The following is a 25,348-nucleotide window of genomic DNA, read 5'->3' as shown; positions in this document are numbered from 1 at the left end:
CGCGATGGATCGCCGCAACTTTCTGACCTCGGTCGCGGCGGCCGGCGCGGCTGGTGCTGCCGCGCTGGCCGGCTGTCGCAGCACGCCAGCAGCCGTGCCGCCCGGCGAGCTGCTGGGCACGTCGCTTGACCTCGGCCACCGCTTGCGCGATGGCGGTTTCGCGCCACCCGGCGAGACCCGACACGTCCCGGTACTGATCGTCGGTGCCGGCATTGCCGGACTTTCAGCCGGCTGGAAACTCGCCAAAGCGGGCTTTGCCGATTTTCTGCTGGTCGAACTGGAGAACGAAGCCGGTGGCAATTCGCGCGCTGGAGGCAATGCCGTCAGCGCCTACCCCTGGGGGGCGCACTACCTGCCGCTGCCCACACGCGAGGCAACGGCAGTGCGCGAGCTGCTCGCCGAACTCGGCGTTCTGCAGGGCGACCCGCGTGCAGCCAAGCCCACTTATGATGAGCGCTACCTCTGCGCAACGCCGCAGGAACGGCTTTATCGCGACGGCCGCTGGCAGGAGGGACTGCTGCCGCAAGGCGCCGTCAGCGCCGCCGAGCTCGCGCAGTATCAGCGCTTCTTCGACCGGATGGAGGCTTTCCGGCGCCAGCGTGATAGTCAGGGCAGGCGCGCTTTCGCCTTGCCGATGGCGCTGTCGAGCCGCGATGCCGCGCTGCTCGTCCTCGACACGATCAGCATGCACGACTGGCTGCTGGCACAGGGCTTCGATTCCCCGCACCTGCAGTGGTATGTCAACTACACCTGTCGCGACGATTATGGCGCGAGCAGCGCCGCCGTCTCGGCCTGGGCCGGCATCCATTATTTCGCCTGCCGCGACGGCGAGGCGCAGAACGCCAGCAGTGACACCGTGCTCACCGCGCCGGAGGGCAACGCCTGGCTGGCACGCGGGATGTTGCGGTCGATCCGGGAGCGTGCCGGCGACCGTTTGCTTGGCGGTGCGCTGGCCTTTCGCGTCGCTGGCGGCAACGGCCCGCCGGGCGGGCCGATCGAGGTCGATCTGTGGCTGCCGGGCGAGAGCCGAACCGTACGCGTGGTCACCGAACAGCTGATCTGGGCAGCACCGCTGTTCCTCCTGCCACATGTTTTCAGCGGCTACGAGACCTTGAAGTCGGCAGCGCGCAGCTACAGCTACGCACCGTGGCTGGTCGCCAATCTGACCCTGTCGCGCTTCCCCGACGACCGCCGGGGCGCGCCGCGCGCCTGGGATAACGTGCTATACGACAGTTCCGCCCTGGGTTATGTCGTCGCCACCCACCAGCAGATGCGCGTGTGGCCGGGGGCGACCGTGCTCACCTACTACCGCGCCTTCGACGACATGAGCCCGCAACAGGGCCGCCAGATGCTGCGCGACACGCCACGCGAGGTCTGGGCTGAACGGATTTTTGCCGAGCTGGAGCGGCCGCACCCGAACATCCGACTACTGACGACCCGCCTGGACGTCTTTCGCAACGGGCACGCGATGGCCCGCCCGACGCCCGGCTTGATCTGGGGTACGGCGCGAGCTCGGTTCGAAGGCGACGGCACACGTCTGCGCTTCGCGCACGCCGATGTCAGCGGCTTTTCGCTGTTCGAGGAGGCGCAATACCGCGGCGTGCTGGCCGGGGAGCGAACGTTGCGCCAGCTCGGCGTGCGCCATAGCAGCTCGCTGACGTGAGCCGCACGCAGGCGCGCAAACGCGTTGACAGCCCGAGCCCGTGCTCGCCCGCTCGGCCAGCGCGTCGAGGCGGCTGGTCAGATGCGGAAAAACTCTACCGTTTCGCGCAGACGAAGCGCCGTCGTCGCCAGGTCGTTCGCGGTGGCGGACACCCCCCCGGCAGCAGCGCTATTCTCTTCCGAGCCGCTGGCGATCCTCTCAACGGCGACGGTGATTTCGCCGCTCCCCTGCCGCTGCGCCTCGACACCCTCAGCGATCACCTTGATGTCGGCGACCAAGGTTCGCGTCTGGGCAGCGATGGCCTCCATCGTCGCCTTCGCCATCTGCACCGCGCTGATGCTCGCGCGCGCGCTTTCCGATCCGGCGCTCATGCCACTGGCCGCGCTCTCTATTCCTGACTGGATATCGGCAATCATTGTCGCAATCTGGTTCGTGGACTGCGCCGTACGTTCCGCCAGCTTGCGCACCTCGTCGGCGACGACGGCAAAGCCGCGGCCCTGTTCGCCGGCGCGAGCCGCCTCGATAGCCGCGTTGAGCGCAAGCAGGTTGGTTTGATCGGCCACCTCGCGAATGACATTCACGATGCTCGATATTTCACGCGACCGCTCGCCTAGCAGGCGTATGGAATCAGCCGTTGCCTGAACGTCGTTGGCCAGCGCTTCGACGACGCTCGCAGTGCTGGTAATTTGCTTGCTCCCCTGATCGCAGCGCCCCCCGGCCTGCTCGACCTTGCTGCGCGCCGAATCCGATTGCTCGGCCATGGCCGAGATGCCGCTGGACATCTGCTCCATGGTGGTGACCATCGCCATCACTGAAGCACTCTGCGTCTGCGCGCCGTCGGCGACACCGGAGATGGTCGTCGACAGCTGCTCGGCGGAGCCGCTTACCGTTTCTGCCGCAGCGCGAATCTGGCGCACCGTTGCGCTCAGTTTCTCGGCCGTGCCGTCGAGAGAGTGCAGCAGGTCACCAACCTCGTCAGCGCGCTTGCTCCGACTGGCCGGTGCCGTGAGATCGCCGTTGGCAATCTCACTCAAGCGCCGCCGCGCTTCGCCAATGCCGGCCAGCAACGAGCGCCCAAAGAAAAAGTTCCCCGCCGCAGCGAGCAAAGCGCTGCCCACGAAGACCACCACCAAGATCTCCAGACCCGAGCGCAGGCTTGCCGCCGTCGAGCTCTCGATGCTTTCCTGTTCGCGCATGCTCATCGCTACCACGTCATCGATGGCTTTGCGGTGTTCGAGGTACTGCACCTCAATCTTCTTCAGCGCGCTGTACGCAGCCAGCGATTGATCGATCTTGACCGCGGGGATGAACTCGCGCTCGGCGATTTCGTAAAAGCGTAGCGCAGGCGCATGCGCGTCCGCCAGGAAACGCGCCTTGATGCTTTCCGGCAGTTGCTGGGCAAGCCAGAACTGGTGGCGCGTGTCGTAGTCCTTGTGCAATTGGGCGAACTTGCTGATCAACTCTTCGCGCTCGGCCGCTCGATCGGGGTCGGAAAGCTGCAGAACGGTCAGATACGACTCGATGATGTAGTTCGGCGGCGGCAGGATGTCGGCCACCAAATCCTTGTACAGCACGATGCGGTTGTAGCTCGCACCGCCGACCTTGGTCTGAGCGATCGTATGCCAGGCCCAGGCGCCAAAGACGAGAAAGCCGGCCGCCAGGGCCAGGGCCACCAGCACGAGTTGTGTGCGTAGACGAAAACCGGTCATTAGATCAAGTCCTTTGGAGAGTCGGAAGCACGCTTGGCGTACGGCCGGGGGATTCTCGCAGGTTCCCGTGGCAAGGGCCTCGTGGTGGCGGAAAAACAACAGGTGGACCGCAGCTCGACGACTTTCCCGACGACATTCAGGCGCCGGTGCTTGGCGCCCAGATCGACCCACAGCTCGAGCCCCTGCCTGCCCCCAGTGCCATGCGGATTGCGTATAGAAATGGGCGGCGCGACAGGGGAATCAGTCAAGGGCGACCACTCGATCAAGGCGGCAATGCCACGGATGCTCGTCGGCGTGATCGTGGCCACCATGCTGAGCGTGCTGTTTCTGCCGGCACTTTATGCGCCCTCGTCCCGGGCAAGACCGTTGCCAAACGACACGCCACACTCTAGCGCCGCGCTTTGCGGCAGTTGATGGTCGCGCACGGCCGCCAGATGGCGGTGGGTGGTGGCGTTTCGTGGCGCTTCCCGCAGCAGCGCCGCATGCCCGGCCGTTGACACAGACGGTCCGTCAACGACCCGACGAACTCCCGCTAACCATCTGATAGTGCATATATTCTTCGATGCCACCCGAGAGGTCTTCACAAGCTGCAGTCGCTCTCGCATGGACGAAAGATGTGCCATAATCATGCCGCCTTGTTGCCTGCGCGAATGCGACGCGTTTTTTTTTGGTACAGCGGCCCGATCTACCGCCCGACAAAAAAGCGACTGGCGAGCGATCGGCTCAGGAAGAACCGAGTTTTCAGCTGTCTAGGGGGGATTGTTCCGTGAATGGATTACTCAAGCTCTCGAATTTGATCGACGGCCTCACCGAGCGCGTCGGCAAAAGCATCATCTGGCTGGTCCTGATCGTCACGCTGATCGGTGCCGGTAACGCGGTCATGCGCTACACCATCGATTACAGCTCAAACGCCTTCCTAGAAATCCAGTGGTATCTGTTCTCGGCGATCTTCCTGCTGGGAGCCGGCTACACGCTGATGCGCAACGAGCACGTGCGCATCGACCTGATTGCCGGCCGATTCTCAAAGCGAGGGCAGGCATGGATCGACATTTTCGGCATCATCTTCTTTCTCATGCCGATGGCCGTCGCCGTCATGTACATGTCGTGGCCGATCTTCGTCCTTGCCTATGAAACCAACGAGCAATCGAGCAACGCCGGTGGCCTCACCATCTGGCCGGTGCGCCTGCTGGTGCCGATCGGCTTCTTTCTGCTGGTCATTCAGGGCCTCTCGGAACTGATCAAACGGATCGGCTTCCTGCGCGGCCTGTGTCCCGACCCGACCGCCAAGCTACACAATCCGACTGCCGAGGAAGAACTGGCGCTGGCCATCAAGGCGCGGCAGGGAGAACTCTGATGACCGAGTTCCTGATCAACAACATGGCGCCGATCATCTTCGCCTCGATGGTCCTGTTTCTGCTGGTAGGTTTCCCGGTCGCTTTTGCGCTGGCGGCCAACGGCATTTTCTTCGGTCTGATCGGTATCGAACTTGGCCTGCTCGGCCCACAGCTGTTTCAGGCACTGCCGGATCGCATCTTCGGTGTGATGAGCAACGACACCCTGCTGGCGATTCCCTTCTTCACCTTCATGGGCCTCATCCTCGAACGATCGGGAATGGCCGAAGACCTGCTCGACACCATCGGCCAGCTTTTCGGGCCACTACGCGGCGGCCTGGCCTTCGCGGTGATCTTCGTCGGCGCACTCCTGGCGGCGACCACCGGCGTGGTAGCAGCATCGGTGATCTCGATGGGGCTGATCTCGCTGCCGATCATGCTGCGCTACGGCTACAACACCAAACTGGCCACCGGCATCATCGCGGCTTCCGGGACGCTGGCGCAGATCATGCCCCCGTCGCTGGTGCTGATCATCATGGCTGACCAGCTGGGAAAATCCGTTGGCGACATGTACCAGGGCGCTTTCATACCCGCGGTCGCGCTGACCATGCTGTACGTCGGCTACGTCATCCTGGTGGCGATTTTCCGGCCGAAGTGGGTGCCCGCCTTACCGGTTGAAGCACGGGTACTGCGCGGTAGCAAACTGCTGATGCGCGCGCTGACCACCATGGTGCCGCCGCTGATGCTCATCTTTCTGGTGCTTGGCACGATCTTCATGGGCATCGCGACGCCAACCGAGGGCGGTGCGATGGGCGCCACCGGCGCCCTGATCATGGCGCTGGCGCGCCGACGGCTGTCGATGAGCCTGCTCAAGCAGGCGATGGAATCCACCGCCAAGCTGACCACTTTCGTGATCTTCATCCTGGTCGGCGCGCGCGTCTTCTCGCTCACCTTCTACGGCGTAGACGGGCACCGTTGGGTCGAGCATTTGCTCACCGGGCTGCCCGGTGGCGAGGTCGGTTTCCTGATCGTGGTCAACGTCCTGGTGTTCCTGCTGGCGTTCTTCCTCGATTTCTTCGAACTCTCGTTTATCGTCGTGCCGTTGCTCGGACCGGTGGCGCAGGCGCTGGGCATCGACCTGATCTGGTTCGGCATCCTGCTGGCGGTGAACATGCAAACCTCGTTCATGCACCCGCCTTTCGGTTTCGCGCTGTTCTTCCTGCGCTCGGTGGCACCGGCTTCGGTCAAGACCACCGACATCTACTGGGGCGCGATTCCCTTTGTCTGTATCCAGGTGATCATGGTCGGCATGCTGATCGCTTTCCCGCAACGGGTCACCTTCAACCTCGACGCGAAGGTCAAGGTCGACCTCGACAAGGTGGAGATCGACATTCCGAAGTCGGACTACGGGGGCGGCGGCTACGGGGGAGGCTACGGCGCGCCACCAGCGCCGGATGCGCCGCAGCAGGAAAGGCCCAAGCCAGGCGCAGCCGCCACCGATGCCATTCTCGAGATGCTCAAGGAGCAGGAAAAGAACAAGTAGTCTTTACCCCGGCAATTCGCGGCGCCGACCCGGCCCTCGGGGTCGCGCCACGCACAGCAAAACGGAGGCCAAGGAGGCCTCCGTTTTTTCTTGCTTCCGCACGCGAGTGGCCTATCGCAGGCCCCTCGCTGCGCCGGCTATTTCAATGTTGCCAGGTAGTTCGAGTACGAACCTTCGGCAATACGGAACCACAGGACTTGATCGGCCATGAATTTCTTGTAGTCGTCGTAGATCTTCTTGAATTCGGCATTCTTCGCCGAGGTCTCGGCGTAGACTTCCATCGCCGCCTTGTACGACGCGTCCATCACTGCCTTCGGGAACTGCCGCAACTGCGTACCCGAGCCGACCAGCTGCTTGAGAGCAATCGGGTTCTTGGCATCGTACTTGGCCATCATGTCCACGTGTGCGTCAGCGCAGGCCAGGTGCAGAATGGTCTTGTACTCTTTCGGCAGCTCGGCGTACTTGGCGCTATTGACGTACACCGACAGCTGCGGACCACCCTCCCACCATCCCGGATAGTAGTAGTACTTGGCGACCTTGTTGAAACCGAGCTTCTGATCGTCGTAGGGACCCACCCATTCAGCGGCATCGATGGTACCTTTTTCCAGCGAAGGGTAGATGTCGCCACCCGGAATCTGCTGCGGCACCGCTCCCAGCTTGGTCAGCACCACACCGGCAAATCCACCGATGCGGATCTTCAGCCCCTTAATGTCGGCGACCGTTTTGATTTCGTTGCGAAACCAGCCGCCCATCTGGGTGCCGGTGTTGCCGCAGGGAATGGGAACGATATTGGACTTTCCGAAGAACTCGGTGAGCAGCTTGGTGCCGTTGCCGTAGCGCATCCAGGCGTCGGTCTGGCGGTTGTTCATCCCGAACGGAATGGCGCAGTCGAAAGCGTAGCTGGGATCCTTGCCGAAGAAATAGTAAGACGCGGTATGGGCCATCTCCACTGTGTTGTCCTTGACAGCATCGAACACTGCCGGACCCGGGACGATTTCGCCGCCGGCAAAGACCTGGATCTGGAACTTACCGCCGGTTGCCTCGGCTACCCGGTTGGCCATCACTTCGGCACCACCGTAAATGGTATCCAGGCTCTTCGGGAAACTGGACGCCAGACGCCACTTGATCGTCGGGGCATTCTGGGCAATCGCGGGCATGGCAACGGTACCGGCAGCGAGGCCGACACCAGCATTCTTCAAAAATGAACGTCTTTCCACGGCTTGTCTCCAATGGTTTTGTTGTAGAAGTAGTGCCCGCTGATTATAGCCAAAAGGCCGTGGTGCGGCGAAATAGGGTTTCGCCCTGCTGGCGCAAGACGAGCTTGGCGAGCAATTCGGCACACTGAGGATCGCTGCGCCAGTCGCCTACTCGCCAGCGACTTTCATCTGCTCAATGAGCAGCGACCCGACCTGCTTCGATCCGCGAACGAGCACGTCGTTGCCGACCGCCGCGATGTTCCTGAACATGTCACGCAGATTGCCGGCGATGGTGATCTCTTCCACCGGGTGGGCGATCTCGCCGCCCTCGATCCAGTAGCCGGCGGCGCCGCGTGAATAGTCGCCGGTCACGTAGTTGACGCCATGACCAAGCAATTCGGTAACCAGCAAACCGCGCCCCATCTTCTTGAGCAGACCACTGAAGTCACGCTTGCCGGGACGGACGATGAGATTGTGACAACCGCCGGCATTGCCGGTGGTCTGCATGCCCAGCTTTCGCGCCGTGTAGGCGCTCAGAAAATAGCCTTGCAGCCGTCCGTCGACCACCAGCTCGCGGTCATGGGTTGCCACCCCGTCGCTGTCGAAGTAGCCGCTGGCCAGGCCGCCCGCCAGATGCGGTCGCTCGTTGATCTGCAGCTTTTCGGAGAAGACACGCTTGCCAAGACTGTCAACCAGGAAGGAGGTCTTGCGGTACAGGCTGCCACCACTGACGGCATGCACGAAGTGGCCGATCAGCGAAGCAGCGAGGGGAGCCTCGAACAGGACGGGCACCTTGCAGGTCTTGATCTTGCGCGCACCGAGCCGCGACAGCGCTCGTTTGGCCGCCTGCTCGCCAATCAGCTCCGGCGAACCGATGGCCCGCGGGTCGCGCGCCACCGTGTACCAGTCGTCGCGTTGCATTCCTTCATTCTTGCCGGCGATCATCGAACACGACAGATAGTGTCTCGAGGTCGGATAACCGCCCATGAAACCAAGGCTGTTGGCCGAGACAAATTGCCCTTCCTGGGTCGACAGAGTCGCCCCTTCCGAGTTGCTCAGCTGCGGACTGACCGCGAAAGCGGCATGCTCACAACGCCGGGCCAGTTCGACGGAGGCTTCGACCGAGAGCAGCCACGGGTGATAGAGATCGAGATCCGGTAGCGCCTCGGTGCCGATCGCCAGCAACTCGGGATCGGGCAAGCCGGCACAGGGATCGGCGGCGGTATAACGGGCAATGTTCAGCGCCGCATCGACCGTCTCACGCAGAGCGGCCGGCGAAAAATCGGAAGTGCTGGCCTGGCCTTTTCGCTGGCCCAGGTAGACCGCGACAGCGATCGCCTTGTCGCGGTTGTACTCGATGGTTTCGATGTCACCGCGGCGAACCGTCACTGATTGACCAAAGCCATCCGTGACGTCAACCTCACAGGCGCTGGCGCCACCCGCTTTGGCGTGGCTGAGGACGTCCCGCGCCTGCTGCTGCAGGGTATCGGCGCGGTAACTGAATCGTGATCTGGCGGCGGCGGTAGCGGCTGGACGGGACATGGGCGGTGGCCAGAGACAAAAGTCGCTATCATAGCAGTTCGTCGGAGGGCATCCCTGCCGGCATTGCAACGCCCTGCCGTTCCCTCCTGTCACTGCGAAAGACAAATCACCAGCCGATGACCGACCCCGAAGAAGAGCAAGCCCCGCCATCCAAAACGCAGCGCAAGCGGGCAATGGAAGCCCTGCAGGAGCTCGGCAAGGAGCTGGTGGATCTGCCGGTAGATCGCATGAAGCGAGTCGAGCTCCCGGAGGATCTGCGGGAGGCGGTGCGCGCAGCGCAGCGCATGAGCCGACACGACGAGGCGCGGCGGCGACAGCTGCAGTACATCGGCCGAGTAATGCGTGACGTGGACCCCGAACCGATTCGCCGCTCGCTGGCGGTCGTTCGTGGTGATTCGGTCGACGAGACGGCGAAACTTCATCGCATTGAGCGACTGCGCACCGCCTTGCTGGCCGACGAAAAAAAACTGTACGAAATCGCCGAGAACTTCCCGTCCGTCGACCGGCAGCATCTGCGCTCACTACGCCGCGCCGCTCTGCTTGAGCAGGAGCAGGGCAAGGCCCCGCGCAGCTATCGCGCCATCTTTCAGCTGCTCAAGGATCTCGATTCGCCCGCAGAAGCGCCGAGCACAGAGAATGACCATGACCATCGGTGAACAACTGTTGATCGGCTTGGTCTCGATCAGCGACCGCGCCGCGCAGGGGGTCTACGCGGACCAGGGAATCCCGGCTCTCGAGGAGTGGTTTGGCAGTGCGCTGAACAGCCCCTGGCGAACGGAAACCCGCCTGATCGCTGACGACCAGGCGTCGATTGAAAGAACGCTTATCGAGCTGGTTGATGAGGTCGGCTGTCATCTGGTGCTGACCACCGGCGGTACCGGTCCGGCGCCGCGCGATGTCACTCCGGAAGCCACCCTGGCCGTGGCCGACAAGGTGATGCCCGGTTTCGGCGAGGAAATGCGACGCATCAGCCTGAACTTTGTACCAACCGCGATCCTCTCGCGTCAGCTCGGGGTGATCCGTGGCAAGGCGCTGATCCTCAATCTGCCCGGCCAGCCGAAATCGATCCGGGAAACCCTGGAGGGGGTAAGAGCTGCCGACGGAACGATGACGGTGAGCGGGATTTTTGCCGCTGTCCCCTACTGCATCGACCTGATCGGTGGTCCCTACGTCGAGACTGTCGATCAGATCGTCAAGGCATTCAGACCGAAATCTGCGCTGCGCTCGCCACCAACGGCGTAAGGCGAGCGCCGCGGGCGCTACTGTACGTGGAAGCGACCGATTTCGTAGTCACTACCGCTCTCCTCCAATTCAACCGGCGCCAGTACACGACGCCGGCCCTCGGCGTTGAACTCCATGATTTCCCGCACATTGAAGCCACCGAGCGGCAGCACGATGCGTTCCACGCCAGCTTCGGCACCGTCACGCAACCAGATGCCGGGAACGGCGAAAGCCACCGCGAAGCCACTCCGGCGTGGTGCCAGCTCGATGCTCAGTGCGTGCCGGGCAAGTACCTGGACGCCCAGGCAGGTGCGTCGACCGGCAACCCGGTTGAAGCGTCGGGTCACACCCAGCAACCAGTTCTCGCCACCTTCCGGCTGTGCACAAAGCAACGCGCCCAGCTTGATCGGCGCACCCGACAAGTCGTCCCCGTGGACCCGGAAGCCCCCGAGGCTGACGTTCTCGACCACCCAGCTTTCCCGGCCCCGTCTGTCTTGCCCGGACGGCTGCGCACCGGAAAATACCGAATAGCACTCGTCGAAACCATGCAGCACCTGCATTGTGGTTGTTACCGGATGACGCTGATACATGCGCTTTGGCGGCCGTAACGCCCAGTGCACAGCCAGATGGCGCAGGACCGGCAGCAGCGCTCGCTGCGAATACTCACCACCCAGATTGAGGTCGGCCGGAACCTCACCACGCTCGACGACGTGCGTCAGTTCATCAAGTGCCCCTCGTGCCGTGCCGGGCGAAAGAAAACGCAGGCCCGCGCTGGTCTTCCCCGGGGGGCGGGCCAGACGCAGAGGCGCCGAGCCCTTCGCCGCGTCAAGCCAGTAAATGCTGTCCGGACGACAATCGGGCGACAACGCGAACTTCGGCAGGAAATGGGCGGTCAGCCGATCAGCCAGCTCCATCTCCAACGGCGTCAGGCTATCCATCGACGAGGTAGAAAAGACGATGGCGTGGAGATATTGCTGTGCGACACTGCACAAGCCTTGCCGAGCGGGGTATAGCTGCACCGCCTTCTGGCCGTCACCAACCGCTTCCGCGGCCACATAGGTCGCCCCGAGCCCCTTCCAGACTTCGTCAGACTCGGATCCGTAGCAATACGCCAGCCACTTGAGTTCATTGCAGCGTGCCGCCTGCGAGCGTACCAGCGCCAGCGGTAACGATGCCTTGAAGGCATGGGTTCCCTTGCCCTTGGGGTCAAGGCGGGCGCGCTCCGCGCATGCAGTGTAGAGCGCGGCGAGCTGGCGCCAATAGCCGTAACTCGTGGCCCATAGACGTTCCTCGCCAAGCTTCGACAGGCCTGGTGACAACAGGTAGTCCCGCCCCAGACTCCGCAGATGCGGCTGCGCCACATCGTCGAGCTGGCGGATCACATCAAAATAGAGGTCGAGGCGAAAATCAGCGGCATGCTCGAGCGACTCGAACCAGCCCACTACTTCATCGACGGCATCGGCCGCCTTGTCCACCCGCAACTCGGCAACAACCCGCTTCAGCTCCTTGGCATCGGCCAGAGGGTGATCGGAACGTTGCGGGAAGGGGAAGAGATTGAGCATCATTGGAAGCCAGCCTTGTCACAGACCCACAGACCGCCTGGGCGAGATGCCAAATTGTAAACCACGGCCGTGTCGAACGCCGTTCGACACGGCCGGAAAGCCCCTGAATAGTCTCCGAAGCAGGGAAGTCAGGCCAGCACAGACACTCTTTACTCTACAATTCGGCATCACACAATGGCGGGCAGAAGGCATGCAACAGTATCTCCACCTGATGCGCCATGTCCTCGAACATGGCAACAGCAAGGCAGACCGCACCGGCACCGGTACACGCTCGGTATTCGGCTGGCAAATGCGTTTTGACCTCAATGCCGGTTTTCCCCTGCTGACCACCAAGAAGCTGCACCTGCGCTCGATCGTCCACGAACTGTTGTGGTTGCTGCAAGGCGACACCAACATCCGCTACCTGCGCGAGCAAGGGGTCCGTATCTGGGACGAATGGGCCGACGAAAACGGTGATCTTGGTCCGGTTTACGGCCATCAGTGGCGCCACTGGCAAACTCCTGGCGGACGCGAAATCGACCAGATCGCGCAGCTCGTCGACGGCCTGAAGCACAACCCCGACTCGCGCCGCCATCTGGTGACCGCCTGGAATCCGGGCGACGTCGAGCGGATGGCGCTACCGCCCTGCCACGCGTTCTTTCAGTTCTACGTCGCGCCTGCCTCGCCAGCCGATGCTGACTCTCGCCCCAGGCTGTCCTGCCAGCTCTATCAGCGCAGTGCCGATATCTTTCTCGGCGTTCCCTTCAACATTGCCTCGTACGCGCTGCTCACGCTGATGCTGGCGCAGGTCTGTGACTACCAGCCTGGCGATTTCGTGCACACCTTTGGCGACGCGCACCTCTACACCAATCACTTCGAACAGGCGAGGCTGCAGTTGACACGCGAAACTCGCAGCTTGCCAAGCATGCGACTTAACCCGGAGATAAGGGATCTCTTCGCCTTTCGTTTTGAGGACTTCAGCCTTGAAGGCTACGATCCACACCCCCACATAGCAGCTCCGGTCGCGGTTTAGCCCATGATCAGGAAGATGACGCCAGATGGAAGTTGCCGCGAGTCACGGAGCGGATGGCCAGCCAGCAACTTCAGCGGATACAGGGCGAGTTTCGCGGCCGGTGAACACTTGCCCCATTATTACGGGGACGGCATTTACAAACGTCCGCATTATTCGTCATGATTTCCCTGATCGCCGCCGTTGCCCGTAACCGTGCCATTGGCGATCAGCAGCAGTTGCTCTGGCACCTGCCGGAAGACATGAAGTACTTTCGCGAAACGACTCGCGGCAAGGTCGTGGTGATGGGCAGAAAAACGTGGGAGTCGCTACCAGCGGCGTTTCGGCCATTACCGCATCGCCACAACATCGTCGTCAGCCGCAACCCGGCCTACCGGCCGGTCGGCGCGACACTGGCCTGCTCGGTCAAGGAAGCAATGGCTCTGGCCGGCGACGACAGTGAAGTGTTCGTCATTGGCGGTGCAGAACTATATCACCAGACTCTGCCGCTTGCCACGCGACTCTATCTGACGGAAGTCGCCGAAGACCGCCCGGGTGACAGCTTCTTCCCCGAGATCAAGCGCAGCGACTGGCGCGAGGTTTCGCGGTGCGTCGGAAACACCCGCTCCACTGGCGCCGAAACGGCGGCCAATTCCCCGGCCTTCGAGTTTGTGGTCTACGAGCGCCGCTAGCCGACGCGAAGCTTGTTGCGCGGGCGAGCAGCGCGTGGTGGCAAAAGTCGGGGGGTCTCGGAGCCGCCGCGACGAACCGGCAGGCGGCGCTAAGATCCGTTCTTGTTTGGCACCACCTTCTGCGCAGCAAGCGGCAGACTGTGGCGGAAGAAGCGCTCCGGATTCTGTGCGACACCCTTGAAGCGCACCTCAAAATGCAGATGCGGCCCTGTCGTACGACCCGTATTGCCACTGACGCCAATTTGCTCACCGCGCCTGACGACCTGACCAGGCTTGACATCAATCCTCGCCAGATGGGCGTAGCGCGAGGACAATTCATTGCCGTGGTCGATGTCGACCAGATTGCCATACTCCGGGTGAAATTCGGTAGCCAGCACGACGCCGCCGCCGGCGGCGGCAACCCTGGTTCCCGGATCGGCGACGAAGTCCATACCTTCATGCCGGGCTCGCACGCCGACCACCGGATCGATGCGAAGGCCAAAGCGCGAGCCAACCCGTCCGCCATCGATCGGTAGCAGTGTCGGCAACAGACTACTCCTGATTCTCTGCTCGAGTAGCTGCGACTCAAGCGCGGTCAGGCTATCGCTGCGTTGTTCGAGGATGGCGTCGAGGTGCTCGAGGGCTCGCAGAAGCTCGGGCTCAGATGGCGATGACAGGTCGATAATCAGCGGCCCGCCCTGTCCGCCTTTGCTGCTCTTTTCCGGGGCAGGCACGCCGTAGATCCGCGAAATCCGCTCTCCCAGCGAATCGAGACGCAGCAGCTGTGCCTGCATCTCGCCGAGCTTGGTCGCCATGGCATTGAGACTGCCGCGCGCAAAGTCCCGCGCATCCTGCTTATCCGACTCCTCCGCTAGGGCAGGGGCACTGTCCGAGACAGGCGCGTGAAAGCTCAAGCGCAACGATGAGAAGGCGAAAGAGGTAGACACGACCAGCGCCAGAAAACCGAACATCAGCAGAAGCAACAGACGTGGCGTGATGGTCAGCGTCTTGGCGGTTGCCAGACGGTTGGAGACGAGAATAAGATGCACAGGTTGCCTCTCCCTTGAACTCCCGATGCCGAATTTGCTCCAGAACTACCTTGAAGCTGCCGAAGGCACGGGCAAAGTGCTGGCGCACGCGAAGCTGCTGGTCCAGCTCGCAGCTCTATATCAAGAGATCGCGCCGCCACATCTCGGCCAGGCAAGCACCTTGGCCAATTACAAGTCGGGGATTATGCTTATCCACGCCACGACGGGCGCGGTCGCGACCAAGCTACGGCAGATGGCACCCACGCTGGTCGACGAGTTATTGAAACGGGGAGTGGAGTGTAGAGGGGTTCAGGTCAAAGTGCAAGCCGCAGACCGTCGCGCGCCTGCGCTCAGGCCCGCGGCCCTGAAGCCACTGAGCGGCAGGACCGGCCAGACGTTGACCGCATTGAGCAATTCGCTGCCGGCATCGCCACTGCGAGGGGCGCTCGAGAGATTGCTGGAGCGTGCAGCTAGACAGGAATGACCGCGACGCGCTCGACGATCAACAGCGCGAAAACGAGCAGCGCGACGATCAGGGCATAGCGAAATACGCGCCACGCAAAGAAAAGGTAGCGCTGGTCGCGGGTAAACAAGAAGACGACCACGCCGCCAGCGACGGTGATCACCGTCAGGACCGCCAGCAAGCGCAACAACCACATCGCGTCAGACCGCCGGTGACGCCAGCCAGAGAGAAAGTGACCGCGGCGCCAGTTCCTGGTTGTCGAAACTGACGTATTCCCAGGCGTCCGGCTGCGCCAGCAGTTGGCGAGCCAGCGCGTTATTCAGCGCATGTCCTGATTTGTGCGCAACAAATGACGCCAGTAATGGGTGGCCGAGCAGATAGAGATCGCCGATGGCATCGAGCACCTTGTGCTTGACGAACTCGTCGCTGTAACGCAGGCCGTCCGGGTTCAGCACGCGATATTCGTCGAGCACGACGGCGTTATCCAGACCGCCGCCCTGCGCGAGGCCATTTTCCCGCAACCATTCGACTTCGTGCATGAAACCGAAGGTACGCGCCCGTGCCACTTCACGCACATACGAGTGCTCGGCAAAATCGATGGTCACTGACTGGCCCGTGCGATCGATTGCCGGATGGTTGAAACCGATCGAGAACGACAGGCGAAAGCCGTCGTAAGGCTCGAAGCGAGCCCATTTCTCGCCGGCCCGGTCGCTCTCGCGAACCTCGATCGGGCGTTTGACGCGGATGAATTTCTTGGGCACCGGCTGCTCTTCGATCCCCGCGGACTGGATCAGGAAGACAAACGGCGATGCCGATCCGTCGAGAATCGGCATCTCGGCTGCGTCGAGGTCGACAAAAGCATTGTCGATCCCCAGACCGGCAAACGCAGACATCAGGTGCTCGATGGTACTCACCTTGACACCATCGCGCTCCAGGCATGAACACATCAGCGTATCGCCGACCAGCAACGCTGACGCCGGCAGGTCGACCACCGGGTCAAGATCGACACGGCGAAAGACGATACCGGTTGTCGGAGCGGCCGGGCGCAGGCTGATATTCACCTTGACGCCGGAATGAAGGCCAACGCCGGCGGCGCGGATCACGGATTTGAGTGTTCGCTGCTTCAACATCTGCTTGAAAAGACAATAGAATTGGCGAATTCTAGCACAGCCTGAGCTGTCCCGTAACTCGCCAATCCGGGCAGAGGAGGTGGTGGCCCGCCCAGCTCAGTCAGCCTGCTTTCTCAGAAACGCCGGGATATCCCAGCGATCGACACCGCTATTGGCCAATGCTTCCACGGTTGCGCTGCGCCCCTTGCGAAACACCGCCGGTGTCTGGTCCAGGCTCGAGTAGTCGATATTCTGACCGTGCGCGAAACGACCGTCCGTTCCCGTCGCCTGGGTGAGCGAACTGTTGATCACTTCAAAGGACTGCCTCTTGGCCTGCGTCTGGCCAAGGCCGGTTGCGACCACCGTCACGCGGATATCATCGCCGATACTTTCGTCATAGACCGCGCCAAAGATGATGTGCGCATCGTCTGCCGCAAAGGCACGGACGGTGTTCATCACCTCGTTGACTTCCTTCATCTTCAGCGAGCGCGTAGCGGTGATGTTGACCAGCACGCCCTTGGCCCCGGACAGGTTCACGCCTTCGAGCAGCGGTGAGGCGACGGCTCGCTCGGCGGCAATCCGCGCCCGGTCGACGCCGGCGGCATTGGCCGAACCCATCATCGCCATGCCCATTTCGCCCATCACCGTCCGTACATCCTCGAAGTCGACGTTGACCAGCCCCGGAAAGTTGATGATCTCGGCGATCCCGCCCACAGCGTTGCGCAGTACGTTATCCGCGGCCTTGAAAGCGTCATCCATGGAGACGTCATCACCGAGAACGTCCATCAGGCGGTCGTTGAGGATGACGATGAGCGAGTCGACGTTCTTCTGCAGTTCGGCGATACCCGCTTCCGCTATCTTCAGGCGCTTTCCCTCGAAGCCGAACGGCTTGGTTACCACGGCGACGGTCAGAACCCCGAGTTCACGCGCCACCTCGGCGACGATCGGTGCCGCACCGGTGCCAGTGCCACCACCCATGCCGGCGGTAATGAAGACCATGTGAGCGCCGGTGAGCGATTGGGCGATTGCCTCCCGCTCCTCCATTGCAGCGCTACGTCCCGCCTCCGGTTTGGCGCCAGCGCCGAGCCCGGTCTTGCCAAGCTGCAACCGCTCGACCGCGACGCTGCGCGCAAGTGCCTGCGAATCGGTGTTGGCGGCGATGAAGTCGACGCCGTTCACGCCCTCGCGAATCATGTGGTCGACGGCGTTGCCGCCAGCGCCACCGATACCGATCACCTTGATCACGGTATCCCGCGTACCGCCGTTGTCTTCTCTGTCGATAATTTCAAACATTGTCGTCTCCTCTGCAAAAAGCCTGCTGACTGCAAAAAGTTGGTAACTGCGACCTACACGGGATTAGAAGTTCTTTTCAAACCAGGACTTCATACGCCCGAAAACCTGTTTCACGTCTCTCGTTTCCCTCACCTTCAAACCACGCTTGCGTTGCGTTTGCGCCTCCAACAGCAAACCACAGGCGGTCGCGAAACGCGGGTTCTGCACCACGTCGGCAAGCGCACCCTGATACTTCGGGATGCCCAGGCGGACCGGCATGTGGAAGATCTCCTCGCCGAGCTCGATCATCCCCGGCATCACCGAGGCACCACCCGTCAGCACGATGCCCGAGGACAGGACATCCTCGAATCCGGAGCGGCGCAGCTCGGCCTGGATCAGTTCGAAGAGCTCTTCGACTCGTGGCTGGATCACGTCCGCCAGCGCTCGGCGCGACAGCTTGCGCGACGGGCGGTCGTCGACACCGACCACATCGAGCGCATCTTCCGGATCGGCGAGGTCGGCCAGGGCGCAGCCATAGCGACGTTTGATGTCTTCCGCCTCGCGCGTTGGCGTGCGCAAGGCCATCGCGATGTCGTTGGTTATCTGGTCGCCGGCGATTGGAATGACCGAGGTGTGGCGGATCGCGCCTTGTGTCCACACCGCCAAATCAGTAGTGCCGCCGCCGATGTCGATCAGGCAGATACCGAGATCTTTTTCATCCTCGGAGAGCACGGCACAGCTCGAAGCAAGCGGCTGCAGAACCAGGTCGTTCACCTCCAGCCCGCAACGGCGAACGCACTTGACGATGTTCTGGGCCGCCGAGACCGCGCCGGTGACGATATGCACCTTGACCTCGAGGCGGAAGCCGCTCATGCCGATCGGCTCACGGATACCATCCTGGTCGTCGATGATGAACTCCTGCGTCAGGATGTGCAGGATTTCCTGGTCGGCAGGGATCGGCATGGCACGCGCCGTTTCGATCACCCTCTCGACATCCATCGGGGTCACTTCCCGGTCCTTGATGGCCACCATTCCGTTCGAGTTGAAGCTCCTGATGTGACTGCCGGCGATGCCGGTATAGACTTCCCGAACCTTGCAGTCAGCCATCAGCTCGACTTCCTGCAGCACGCGCGAGATGGTAGCGACGGTCTCCTCGATGTTGACCACCACACCCTTCTTGAGCCCCCTGGATTCCTGGGAGCCCATGCCGATCACGTTCACCCGCCCTTCCGGAGTGAGTTCCGCGACCAGCGCGACGATTTTCGACGTGCCAATGTCGAGGCCGACGATCAGATCCTTGCTATCCCTGCTCATTTCTTTCCTTTGCCTTCTTGGCCCGCCGTTGCCGGAAAGCGCAATGCGAAGCCGTTCGGATACCGCATGTCCACCGCCTGCGGCCGCCCATGGCGAGTGGCAGACAGCGTCGGATAGTAGTCGACGAAGCGTTGCAGGCGCATGCGGATCGGCGCCTTTGCCTGCTCGCGACCGAGTTCAACCAACATCCCGTCCTCCAGCTCGATGACCCAGGCCAGACGAGGCGACAAAGCAACTTGCGCCGGCCGCCGACCAATAGGGTTCAAAAGCTCTGCGAACTCCCCGTAGCGATGGAGCACCTCGCTCGACGACCCGACCGGTCCGCTGAGACGTGGCAATTGCCGCTCGCCAGATAGCGGGGCAGCGAAGACTTCCCCGTAGGTGTTGACCAGTTCCCCGTGCCCATCTCCCCAATGCGCCGCCGCCCGCTGCTCCTCGATCCGGACGTCTATGCGTCCAGGCCATTCCCGCCATACCTCGGCACGACGGACCCAGGTCAACTGCTCGAGTGACAGGCGCAAGGCTTCCAGATTGACGGTGAAGAAGCTGCCGTGCAGTTGCGCCTCCAGCGATTCCTCCACCTCCGCACGTTGCACCTCCAGCAGCTCGTGCGTCACCCGCAGCTCCTTGAGCGGAAACAGGTGCAGACGCGGTGCCCCCCATACCACCGCTGCCACCAGCAGCGCTGCGCCAGCTGCCAGCAGCAGCAAGTCCGAAATGGCCGTCATCAAATGGGGTTTGTGCCACATCGTTCATCCCAGGGCGGCAAGTGCAAGAACGCGAACCACCAGATCGTCGTACGGAATGCCCGCTGCTCGCGCCGCCATTGGCACCAGCGAGTGGTCGGTCATACCAGGAGAGGTATTCACTTCGAGAAAGTAGGCCTGCCGAGTACCATCGTTTTCCAGCTGATCCATCAGAAAGTCGACCCGCCCCCAGCCGCGACCGCCGAGAAGGTGGAAGGCGTCGACCGCCTGTTGTCGAAGCTCACTTTCGCGGCTCTCCGACAGGTCACAGGGACAGCGGTAAACGGTGTCGTCGCGCAGGTACTTGGCGTCGTAATCGTAGAACTCGGTACCCGGCTCGATCTTGACAATCGGCAGCGCCTGTCCACCGAGGATGGCGACCGTGTACTCACCCCCGAGGATGGCCCGTTCGGCGATCACCAGTGCATCGTGCTTCGCCGCATTGACGTACGCTGCGGGGAGCTCGCCTGGCCGTTTGACTTTGCTAATACCGATCGACGAACCCTCGCAGGCAGGCTTGACGAACAGCGGCAAGCCAAGCTTCGCTTCCACCGCCGCGAAGTCGCTATCGGCGGTGAGCATCAGGTACTCCGGCACCGGCACGCCGGCAGCATTCCAGAGCATCTTGCTGCGCCACTTGTCCATCCCGAGTGCGGAGGCCATCACGCCGCTGCCAGTGTAGGGAATACCCATCAACTCGAGGGCACCCTGGATGGTCCCATCTTCGCCGTAGCGCCCGTGTAAAGCGATGAAGGCACGGTCGAAGCTCGCCAGTTCGTCAAGCTTGCGCGCCGCCGGGTCGAAGGCGTGGGCGTCAACGCCCCTGCGCAGCAGTGCTTCCAGTACCCGAGAGCCGCTATTCAGCGAAACTTCACGCTCGGCCGAGCGACCACCGAAGAGTACGGCAACCCTTCCGAAATCCTTGATGTTCAATTCATTCATCCTGGTCAGCCACCAGTTTGCTGGCGACGCCACCGATCGAACCTGCGCCCATGGTCATTACCACATCGCCGTCGCGGGCGATGTCGAGGATCGCTTGCGGCAGCTCACCGATGTTCTCGACGAAGACCGGTTCGACCTTGCCCGCCACACGCAGGGCTCGCGCCAGCGACCGCCCGTCGGCGGCGATGATCGCTTGCTCGCCGGCGGCATAGACCTCGGAGAGCACCAGGGCGTCGACCCCACCCAGGACGTTGACGAAATCCTCGAAACAGTCGCGGGTACGCGTGTAGCGATGCGGCTGGAAAGCAAGGAGGAGACGACGACCCGGAAAGGCGCCGCGCGCCGCAGCAATCGTCGCGCGCATCTCGACCGGGTGGTGGCCATAGTCGTCGACCAAACTGAAACACCCGCCACTGGGCAGGAGCACGTCCGCGTAGCGCTGAAAACGTCTTCCGACACCCTTGAAGTCGGTCAGCGCCTTGACGATCGCCAGATCGGTAACGCCGATCTCGCTGGCGACGGCAATTGCGGCCAGCGCGTTGAGGACATTGTGCAGGCCGGGCAGGTTGAGACTGATTGGCAAACGACTGCTGCTGCCGTTGACCCGCACGCAGTCGAAATGCATCCGACCGTCGATTGCCGTAACCTTCTCCGCGCGGACATTGGCTGACGAATCGATACCGTAGGTGACGATCTGCTTGCTCACCATTGGCATGATTTCACGGACATTGGGATCGTCGGCGCAGAGCACGGCTACCCCGTAGAAAGGCAAGCGCTGAAGAAAATCGACGAAGGCCTGCTTCAGCCGGTTGAAGTCGTGACCGTAGGTTTCCATGTGATCGGCGTCGATATTGGTAACCACCGAAATCACCGGCGACAGCAACAGGAACGATGCATCCGATTCGTCGGCCTCGGCCACCAGAAAGTCGCCGGAACCCAGGCGCGCGTTGGCGCCGGCAGCGTTGAGAAGCCCACCGATGACGAAGGTCGGGTCCATGCCGCCCTCGGCAAGAATCGATGCGGTCAGGCTGGTAGTGGTGGTCTTGCCGTGCGTGCCGGCGACCGCGATCCCCTGCTTGAGGCGCATCAACTCGGCGAGCATCTGCGCCCGCGGCACGACCGGCAGCTTGCGCTGCCGCGCCGCGACGACCTCGGGATTGTCCGCTTTCACCGCCGAAGAGATCACCACCGCGTCAGCACCATCGATGTTGCCTGCGGCGTGCCCGAGCCGGGTCTTCACGCCGAGCGCGGCCAGGCGCCGGGTGGTCGAGTTGTCGGCCAGATCCGATCCGCTGACCCGGAAACCCAGGTTGGCCAGCACCTCGGCAATGCCGCTCATGCCGGCACCACCGATACCGACGAAATGAATGCTCTTGACTTTGTGTTTCACGCGACCAGTTCCTCGCACATCCGCGCAACGTCCGCGGTAGCTTCCGGCTTGGCCAGCTCGCGAGCCTTTTCGGCCATTTCCAGGAGCTGCCTGCGGGGGTAATTGCGAATCAGGCTGATCGATTCCGGCGTCAGCTGACTCTGGGGTAGGAGGATGGCGCCACCGGCCAGCGACAGGAATTTGGCATTACCCGTCTGATGGTCGTCCACGGCATGGGGAAACGGCACCAGGATGCTCGCCACACCGGTCGCAGCCAGCTCGGCCACGGTTAGTGCGCCAGCCCGACACAACACCAGATCAGCCCACTGATAGGCGCCGGCCATGTCTTCTATGAAAGCTGCGCAATGCGCCTGCACTCCCGCTGCCTCGTAGTTCTCACGCAGTTGGGCGAGATGCTTCTCGCCGGCCTGATGCACAACCAGTGGCCGCTGGTCGGCGTCGATCAGGGCCAGGCCTTTGGGGACCATCTCGTTGAGCGCTGCCGCCCCCAGGCTGCCGCCAAGAACCAACAGGTGCAACGGCGGCTGACGACCGGCAAGACGCTCTGCCGGCCCCGGCACGGCGCTCATCTCCGGACGCAGGGGATTGCCGACCCAGACGCCTTTCGGCAGCACATCCGGGAAACCACAGGCCACCCTGTCGGCAAGCTTGGCAAGCACCCTGTTGGCCAGGCCGGCGACCGAGTTCTGCTCGTGAATCACCAACGGGCAGCGCAACAGCGCGGCCATCATGCCACCCGGAAAGCTGATGTAGCCACCCATCCCCAAAACGACGTCCGGTTTGACCCGGCGCAGCTCGCGCCGTGCCTGCCAGCAAGCGGAGAACAGATGGAAGGGGAGCAGCAGTTTGCGCAGCAAACCCTTGCCCCGTAGCGCAGCAAAGCGCACCCAGGCCATTTCGTAGCCACGCGCAGGGACGAGCTTCGCTTCCATGCTGTCGGGAGCGCCCATCCACACCACGTTCCAGTTACGGCTCTTGAGCAGGTCGGCCACGGCCAGACCCGGGAAGACGTGCCCCCCGGTTCCACCGGCCATCACCAGGAGCGTCTTGCTGACGTGTGCGCTCATACTTTCGCTCCACGCATCAATTGGCGATTCTCCCAATCGATCCTGAGCAAGACCGCCACCGCCACGCAGTTGGCAAGGATCCCCGAACCGCCGAAGCTCATCAGAGGCAGCGTCAATCCCTTGGTTGGCAACAATCCGGTGTTGACACCCATGTTGATGAAGCCCTGCACACCCAGCCAGACGCCAATCCCCTGAGCGACCAGCGCCGAGTACAGCCGGTCGAGAGCTACCGCCTGGCGACCGATCGCGAAGGCGCGCTGGACCAGCAGACCGAACAACACGATGACCACCAGAACGCCGACGAAACCGAGTTCCTCGGCGATCACGGCGAGCAGAAAGTCGGTGTGCGCCTCCGGCAGATAGAACAGTTTCTCGACGCTCGCGCCAAGGCCGACGCCAAACAACTCGCCGCGGCCGAAGGCGATCAATGCGTGCGACAACTGGTAGCCACGCCCAAAGGCATCAGCCCACGGGTCCATGAAACCGAAAATCCGATCACGCCGGTAAGGCGACAGAATGATCAACGCGGCGAAAGCCGCGATCAGGACAACAATCAGTACCACGAACAAGCGCGCCCGCATGCCGCCGAGAAAGAGAATGGCGATGGACACCGCGATGATCACCACAAAAGCGCCGAAATCCGGCTCCTTGAGGAGCAGGACGCCGACAGCCACCATGGCGAAAGCCATCGGCAGAAAGGCTCTCTTGAGATCGTGCATGTGGGTCATCTTGCGTGCCGTGTAATCCGCCGTGTAGAGGACGGCAAAGAACTTCATCAACTCGGATGGTTGCAGGGTGACGATGCCAAGGGGAAGCCAGCGGCGTGCGCCGTTGACTTCGCGCCCGATACCGGGCACCAGGACCAGGGCCAGCAGCAGGAAGCCGGCGACGAACAGCCACGGCGACCACTGCTGCCACGTCGACAACGGCACCTGAAAGGCGACGGCAGCAGCCAACAGGCCGATAGTCAGAAAGACCGCATGCCGGACCAGAAAGTAGGCCGGCTGGTTGCCCGTTACACGCGCCGCTTCGGCAGTGGCCATCGAAGCCGAGTACACCATCACCATGCCGATCAGCAGGAGAATCAAGGTGCTCCACAGGAGCGCCAGATCGATCTCCGCGGGCAGGCGGCGCGGCGCGTCGAGAGCTCGCAACAACATCAGGCGGCCTCCCGTTCGATACGGCGGACGGCCTCGACGAAGACCTCGGCGCGATGTACGTAGTTGCGATACATGTCCATGCTGGCGCATGCGGGCGAGAGCAGCACGGCGTCCCCCCTTTGCGCCTGGGCGGTGCACCAGCGGACCGCTTCTGCCATATCGAGGCACCGGCACATCGGAACCGGGCACGGCTCCAGGGCCGCGGCGATCGCCGGCGCATCACGCCCGATCAGTGCGGCCGCACGCGCATGCTGGGCAATGGCCCTGCTCAGCGGCAGGAAGTCCTGCCCTTTGCCGTCGCCACCCAGGATGATGGCAACCTTGCAGCCAAGGCCTTCAACGGCAGCCAGGGTGGCACCGACATTGGTCGCCTTGGAGTCGTCGAAGTAGCTGACACCATTGATTTCAGCGACCCACTCGACCCGATGTGCGAGACCAGCGAAGGCTGCCAGTGCCGGCAGCACAGCGTGCGGATCGACCCCAATCGCCTCGCACAAGGCCAGTGCAGCCAGCGCATTGGCCGCGTTATGGCGGCCGACCAGCTTCAAGCTGGTGAGAGCGATGAGCTGGTCGCTGCCGCGCATCAGCCAGCCGTTCTCGATGCCGTAATCACCCGCCTGCACTGCCGGACCGAGACCGAATGTCACCACCCGCCGGTCGCCGCGCGCTGCCGCCAGGCTGCGCCCGTCGTCGCGATTGAGCACCATCACGCCGCTGCCCTGGAAGATGCGAGCCTTGCTTGCGGCGTAGTCATCCAGGCCGTCGTAGCGATCGAGATGGTCCTCGCTGACGTTGAGCACGGTAGCGGCATCGGCGGTCAATGTGTGTGTCGTGTCGAGCTGGAAACTGGACAGTTCCAGAACCCAGACCGACGGCAATCCGCCAGCGTCGATAGCCATCATCAGAGCGTCCAGCGCCGCCGGGCCGATATTTCCGGCGACTGCGGTTCGCCGCCCAGCAGCGCGGCACAAAGCACCGGCGAGGGCGGTGGTTGTGGTCTTGCCGTTGCTGCCGGTAATCGCGATCAGGACCGCGTCTGGGCTCAGGCGGCGGAGAGCCCGGGCGAAGAGCTCGATCTCGGAGACCAGCGGAATCCCCCGCGCAATCGCCTCCTGCACCAGCGGTTCCTGTACCGGGACGCCAGGGGAAATGGCGATCAGGTCGACACCGACGAAGGCCTCCGGGGTAAACGCCCCGGCCAACAGGGTCGCCTCCGGGACTGCGGCGCGCAGCGTGTCCGCCTGGGGTGGGGCGTCGCGGCTGTCGGCAACGCGAACACTGGCGCCTTGTCGCGCCAGCCACCTGGTCATCGCCAGCCCCGACTCGCCGAGGCCGAGGACAAGGATCAGCTTTCCCTGGAGTTCCACGTCAGCGCAACTTCAGGGTAGACAAGCCGACCAGCACCAGCATGATGGTGATGATCCAGAAACG

23 protein-coding genes are annotated in these 25,348 nt (G+C 62.7%); 8 read left to right on the top strand and 15 right to left on the bottom strand.

Going from position 1 to position 25,348, the window contains the following annotated elements:
• The first annotated feature begins 4 nt into the window (after positions 1 to 4).
• The gene (locus RUW20_RS16960) at positions 5 to 1,663 is read left to right on the top strand and encodes an FAD-dependent oxidoreductase (RefSeq protein ID WP_313953405.1); all 1,659 of its coding nucleotides are present in this window, start codon (positions 5 to 7) and stop codon (positions 1,661 to 1,663) included.
• Positions 1,664 to 1,740: 77 nt separating this feature from the next.
• Here the strand turns inward: RUW20_RS16960 and RUW20_RS16955 are convergent, their stop codons facing one another.
• On the bottom strand, positions 1,741 to 3,372 hold the full coding sequence (locus tag RUW20_RS16955) for a methyl-accepting chemotaxis protein (protein WP_313953404.1): 1,632 nt from the start codon (positions 3,370 to 3,372) through the stop codon (positions 1,741 to 1,743).
• A 766-nt stretch (positions 3,373 to 4,138) separates the two neighbouring features.
• Here RUW20_RS16955 and RUW20_RS16950 point away from each other — a divergent pair.
• Positions 4,139 to 4,726 carry a TRAP transporter small permease subunit gene (locus RUW20_RS16950; RefSeq protein WP_313953403.1) on the top strand — a complete coding sequence of 196 codons (588 nt, stop codon included), beginning with the start codon at positions 4,139 to 4,141 and terminating at the stop codon, positions 4,724 to 4,726.
• A complete protein-coding gene (locus RUW20_RS16945) occupies positions 4,726 to 6,246 on the top strand; it encodes a TRAP transporter large permease subunit (RefSeq protein ID WP_313953402.1) in 1,521 nt (506 codons plus the stop codon). The genes RUW20_RS16950 and RUW20_RS16945 overlap by 1 nt, the downstream gene beginning before the upstream one ends.
• A 137-nt stretch (positions 6,247 to 6,383) precedes the next feature.
• On the opposite strand, the gene RUW20_RS16940 is transcribed toward RUW20_RS16945, so the two are convergent.
• Entirely contained in the window at positions 6,384 to 7,463 is a 1,080-nt protein-coding gene (locus RUW20_RS16940; RefSeq protein WP_313953401.1) for a TRAP transporter substrate-binding protein, read from the bottom strand.
• 147 nt (positions 7,464 to 7,610) lie between these two features.
• Entirely contained in the window at positions 7,611 to 8,984 is a 1,374-nt protein-coding gene (pmbA, locus tag RUW20_RS16935; protein ID WP_313953400.1) for a metalloprotease PmbA, read from the bottom strand.
• Positions 8,985 to 9,100: 116 nt separating this feature from the next.
• Between pmbA and yjgA the strand changes: the two genes are divergently transcribed.
• Positions 9,101 to 9,640 carry a ribosome biogenesis factor YjgA gene (gene yjgA, locus RUW20_RS16930; protein ID WP_313953399.1) on the top strand — a complete coding sequence of 180 codons (540 nt, stop codon included), beginning with the start codon at positions 9,101 to 9,103 and terminating at the stop codon, positions 9,638 to 9,640.
• Positions 9,627 to 10,226 (top strand): molybdopterin adenylyltransferase, encoded by a 600-nt coding sequence (mog, locus tag RUW20_RS16925; RefSeq protein WP_409559380.1) that lies wholly within the window; start codon positions 9,627 to 9,629, stop codon positions 10,224 to 10,226. Before yjgA ends, mog begins: the two co-directional genes overlap by 14 nt.
• Before the next feature lie 17 nt (positions 10,227 to 10,243).
• On the opposite strand, the gene RUW20_RS16920 is transcribed toward mog, so the two are convergent.
• The gene (locus RUW20_RS16920; protein ID WP_313953398.1) at positions 10,244 to 11,770 is read right to left on the bottom strand and encodes a hypothetical protein; all 1,527 of its coding nucleotides are present in this window, start codon (positions 11,768 to 11,770) and stop codon (positions 10,244 to 10,246) included.
• Positions 11,771 to 11,957: 187 nt separating this feature from the next.
• Between RUW20_RS16920 and RUW20_RS16915 the strand changes: the two genes are divergently transcribed.
• Complete coding sequence (locus RUW20_RS16915) at positions 11,958 to 12,779, top strand: thymidylate synthase (RefSeq protein ID WP_313953397.1); 822 nt, start codon at positions 11,958 to 11,960, stop codon at positions 12,777 to 12,779.
• A 158-nt stretch (positions 12,780 to 12,937) separates the two neighbouring features.
• A complete protein-coding gene (locus RUW20_RS16910; RefSeq protein ID WP_313953396.1) occupies positions 12,938 to 13,447 on the top strand; it encodes a dihydrofolate reductase in 510 nt (169 codons plus the stop codon).
• A gap of 89 nt (positions 13,448 to 13,536) precedes the next feature.
• Here RUW20_RS16910 and RUW20_RS16905 read toward each other — a convergent pair whose 3' ends face one another.
• Positions 13,537 to 14,475, bottom strand: a complete 939-nt coding sequence (locus tag RUW20_RS16905) for a M23 family metallopeptidase (RefSeq protein WP_313953395.1) — start codon at positions 14,473 to 14,475, stop codon at positions 13,537 to 13,539.
• Positions 14,476 to 14,500: 25 nt separating this feature from the next.
• Here RUW20_RS16905 and RUW20_RS16900 point away from each other — a divergent pair, with 25 nt between their 5' ends.
• Positions 14,501 to 14,938: a DciA family protein gene (locus RUW20_RS16900; RefSeq protein WP_313953394.1), complete on the top strand. Its 438-nt coding sequence runs from the start codon at positions 14,501 to 14,503 to the stop codon at positions 14,936 to 14,938.
• Here RUW20_RS16900 and RUW20_RS16895 read toward each other — a convergent pair.
• From RUW20_RS16895 to murD, 10 genes are all read right to left on the bottom strand, one after another.
• On the bottom strand, positions 14,925 to 15,113 hold the full coding sequence (locus RUW20_RS16895; protein ID WP_313953393.1) for a hypothetical protein: 189 nt from the start codon (positions 15,111 to 15,113) through the stop codon (positions 14,925 to 14,927). The genes RUW20_RS16900 and RUW20_RS16895 overlap by 14 nt on opposite strands.
• A gap of 4 nt (positions 15,114 to 15,117) precedes the next feature.
• Entirely contained in the window at positions 15,118 to 16,047 is a 930-nt protein-coding gene (gene lpxC, locus RUW20_RS16890) for a UDP-3-O-acyl-N-acetylglucosamine deacetylase (RefSeq protein ID WP_313953392.1), read from the bottom strand.
• 96 nt (positions 16,048 to 16,143) lie between these two features.
• A complete protein-coding gene (ftsZ, locus tag RUW20_RS16885) occupies positions 16,144 to 17,319 on the bottom strand; it encodes a cell division protein FtsZ (protein ID WP_313953391.1) in 1,176 nt (391 codons plus the stop codon).
• Between the two features lie 63 nt (positions 17,320 to 17,382).
• Positions 17,383 to 18,612 carry a cell division protein FtsA gene (gene ftsA, locus RUW20_RS16880; RefSeq protein WP_313953390.1) on the bottom strand — a complete coding sequence of 410 codons (1,230 nt, stop codon included), beginning with the start codon at positions 18,610 to 18,612 and terminating at the stop codon, positions 17,383 to 17,385.
• Positions 18,609 to 19,340 carry a cell division protein FtsQ/DivIB gene (locus tag RUW20_RS16875; protein ID WP_313953389.1) on the bottom strand — a complete coding sequence of 244 codons (732 nt, stop codon included), beginning with the start codon at positions 19,338 to 19,340 and terminating at the stop codon, positions 18,609 to 18,611. Before RUW20_RS16875 ends, ftsA begins: the two co-directional genes overlap by 4 nt.
• 24 nt (positions 19,341 to 19,364) lie before the next feature.
• Positions 19,365 to 20,300, bottom strand: a complete 936-nt coding sequence (locus tag RUW20_RS16870; RefSeq protein ID WP_313953388.1) for a D-alanine--D-alanine ligase — start codon at positions 20,298 to 20,300, stop codon at positions 19,365 to 19,367.
• Positions 20,293 to 21,690 (bottom strand): UDP-N-acetylmuramate--L-alanine ligase, encoded by a 1,398-nt coding sequence (gene murC / locus RUW20_RS16865; RefSeq protein ID WP_313953387.1) that lies wholly within the window; start codon positions 21,688 to 21,690, stop codon positions 20,293 to 20,295. The genes RUW20_RS16870 and murC overlap by 8 nt, the downstream gene beginning before the upstream one ends.
• Complete coding sequence (murG, locus tag RUW20_RS16860; protein ID WP_313953386.1) at positions 21,687 to 22,757, bottom strand: undecaprenyldiphospho-muramoylpentapeptide beta-N-acetylglucosaminyltransferase; 1,071 nt, start codon at positions 22,755 to 22,757, stop codon at positions 21,687 to 21,689. The genes murC and murG overlap by 4 nt, the downstream gene beginning before the upstream one ends.
• Positions 22,754 to 23,917 carry a putative lipid II flippase FtsW gene (ftsW, locus tag RUW20_RS16855; RefSeq protein ID WP_313953385.1) on the bottom strand — a complete coding sequence of 388 codons (1,164 nt, stop codon included), beginning with the start codon at positions 23,915 to 23,917 and terminating at the stop codon, positions 22,754 to 22,756. Before ftsW ends, murG begins: the two co-directional genes overlap by 4 nt.
• Complete coding sequence (gene murD, locus RUW20_RS16850; protein ID WP_313953384.1) at positions 23,917 to 25,284, bottom strand: UDP-N-acetylmuramoyl-L-alanine--D-glutamate ligase; 1,368 nt, start codon at positions 25,282 to 25,284, stop codon at positions 23,917 to 23,919. The genes ftsW and murD overlap by 1 nt, the downstream gene beginning before the upstream one ends.
• Positions 25,285 to 25,348 lie beyond the last annotated feature (64 nt).

Origin of the sequence: Accumulibacter sp., assembly GCF_032229525.1 — a bacterium.
Lineage (GTDB): Bacteria > Pseudomonadota > Gammaproteobacteria > Burkholderiales > Rhodocyclaceae > Accumulibacter.
The sequence above is the reverse complement of the archived record's forward strand: the minus strand, read 5'-3'. Positions and strand labels throughout refer to the sequence as shown.

Coding starts and splice junctions, on each gene's coding strand:
- RUW20_RS16960 (WP_313953405.1), top strand. CDS start 5: ATGGATCGCCGCAACTTTCTGACCTCGGTCGCGGCGGCCGGCGCGGCT.
- RUW20_RS16955 (WP_313953404.1), bottom strand. CDS start 3,372: ATGACCGGTTTTCGTCTACGCACACAACTCGTGCTGGTGGCCCTGGCC.
- RUW20_RS16945 (WP_313953402.1), top strand. CDS start 4,726: ATGACCGAGTTCCTGATCAACAACATGGCGCCGATCATCTTCGCCTCG.
- pmbA (WP_313953400.1), bottom strand. CDS start 8,984: ATGTCCCGTCCAGCCGCTACCGCCGCCGCCAGATCACGATTCAGTTAC.
- yjgA (WP_313953399.1), top strand. CDS start 9,101: ATGACCGACCCCGAAGAAGAGCAAGCCCCGCCATCCAAAACGCAGCGC.
- mog (WP_409559380.1), top strand. CDS start 9,627: ATGACCATCGGTGAACAACTGTTGATCGGCTTGGTCTCGATCAGCGAC.
- RUW20_RS16920 (WP_313953398.1), bottom strand. CDS start 11,770: ATGATGCTCAATCTCTTCCCCTTCCCGCAACGTTCCGATCACCCTCTG.
- RUW20_RS16915 (WP_313953397.1), top strand. CDS start 11,958: ATGCAACAGTATCTCCACCTGATGCGCCATGTCCTCGAACATGGCAAC.
- RUW20_RS16910 (WP_313953396.1), top strand. CDS start 12,938: ATGATTTCCCTGATCGCCGCCGTTGCCCGTAACCGTGCCATTGGCGAT.
- RUW20_RS16900 (WP_313953394.1), top strand. CDS start 14,501: ATGCCGAATTTGCTCCAGAACTACCTTGAAGCTGCCGAAGGCACGGGC.
- RUW20_RS16895 (WP_313953393.1), bottom strand. CDS start 15,113: ATGTGGTTGTTGCGCTTGCTGGCGGTCCTGACGGTGATCACCGTCGCT.
- lpxC (WP_313953392.1), bottom strand. CDS start 16,047: ATGTTGAAGCAGCGAACACTCAAATCCGTGATCCGCGCCGCCGGCGTT.
- ftsZ (WP_313953391.1), bottom strand. CDS start 17,319: ATGTTTGAAATTATCGACAGAGAAGACAACGGCGGTACGCGGGATACC.
- ftsA (WP_313953390.1), bottom strand. CDS start 18,612: ATGAGCAGGGATAGCAAGGATCTGATCGTCGGCCTCGACATTGGCACG.
- RUW20_RS16875 (WP_313953389.1), bottom strand. CDS start 19,340: ATGACGGCCATTTCGGACTTGCTGCTGCTGGCAGCTGGCGCAGCGCTG.
- RUW20_RS16870 (WP_313953388.1), bottom strand. CDS start 20,300: ATGAATGAATTGAACATCAAGGATTTCGGAAGGGTTGCCGTACTCTTC.
- murG (WP_313953386.1), bottom strand. CDS start 22,757: ATGAGCGCACACGTCAGCAAGACGCTCCTGGTGATGGCCGGTGGAACC.
- ftsW (WP_313953385.1), bottom strand. CDS start 23,917: ATGTTGTTGCGAGCTCTCGACGCGCCGCGCCGCCTGCCCGCGGAGATC.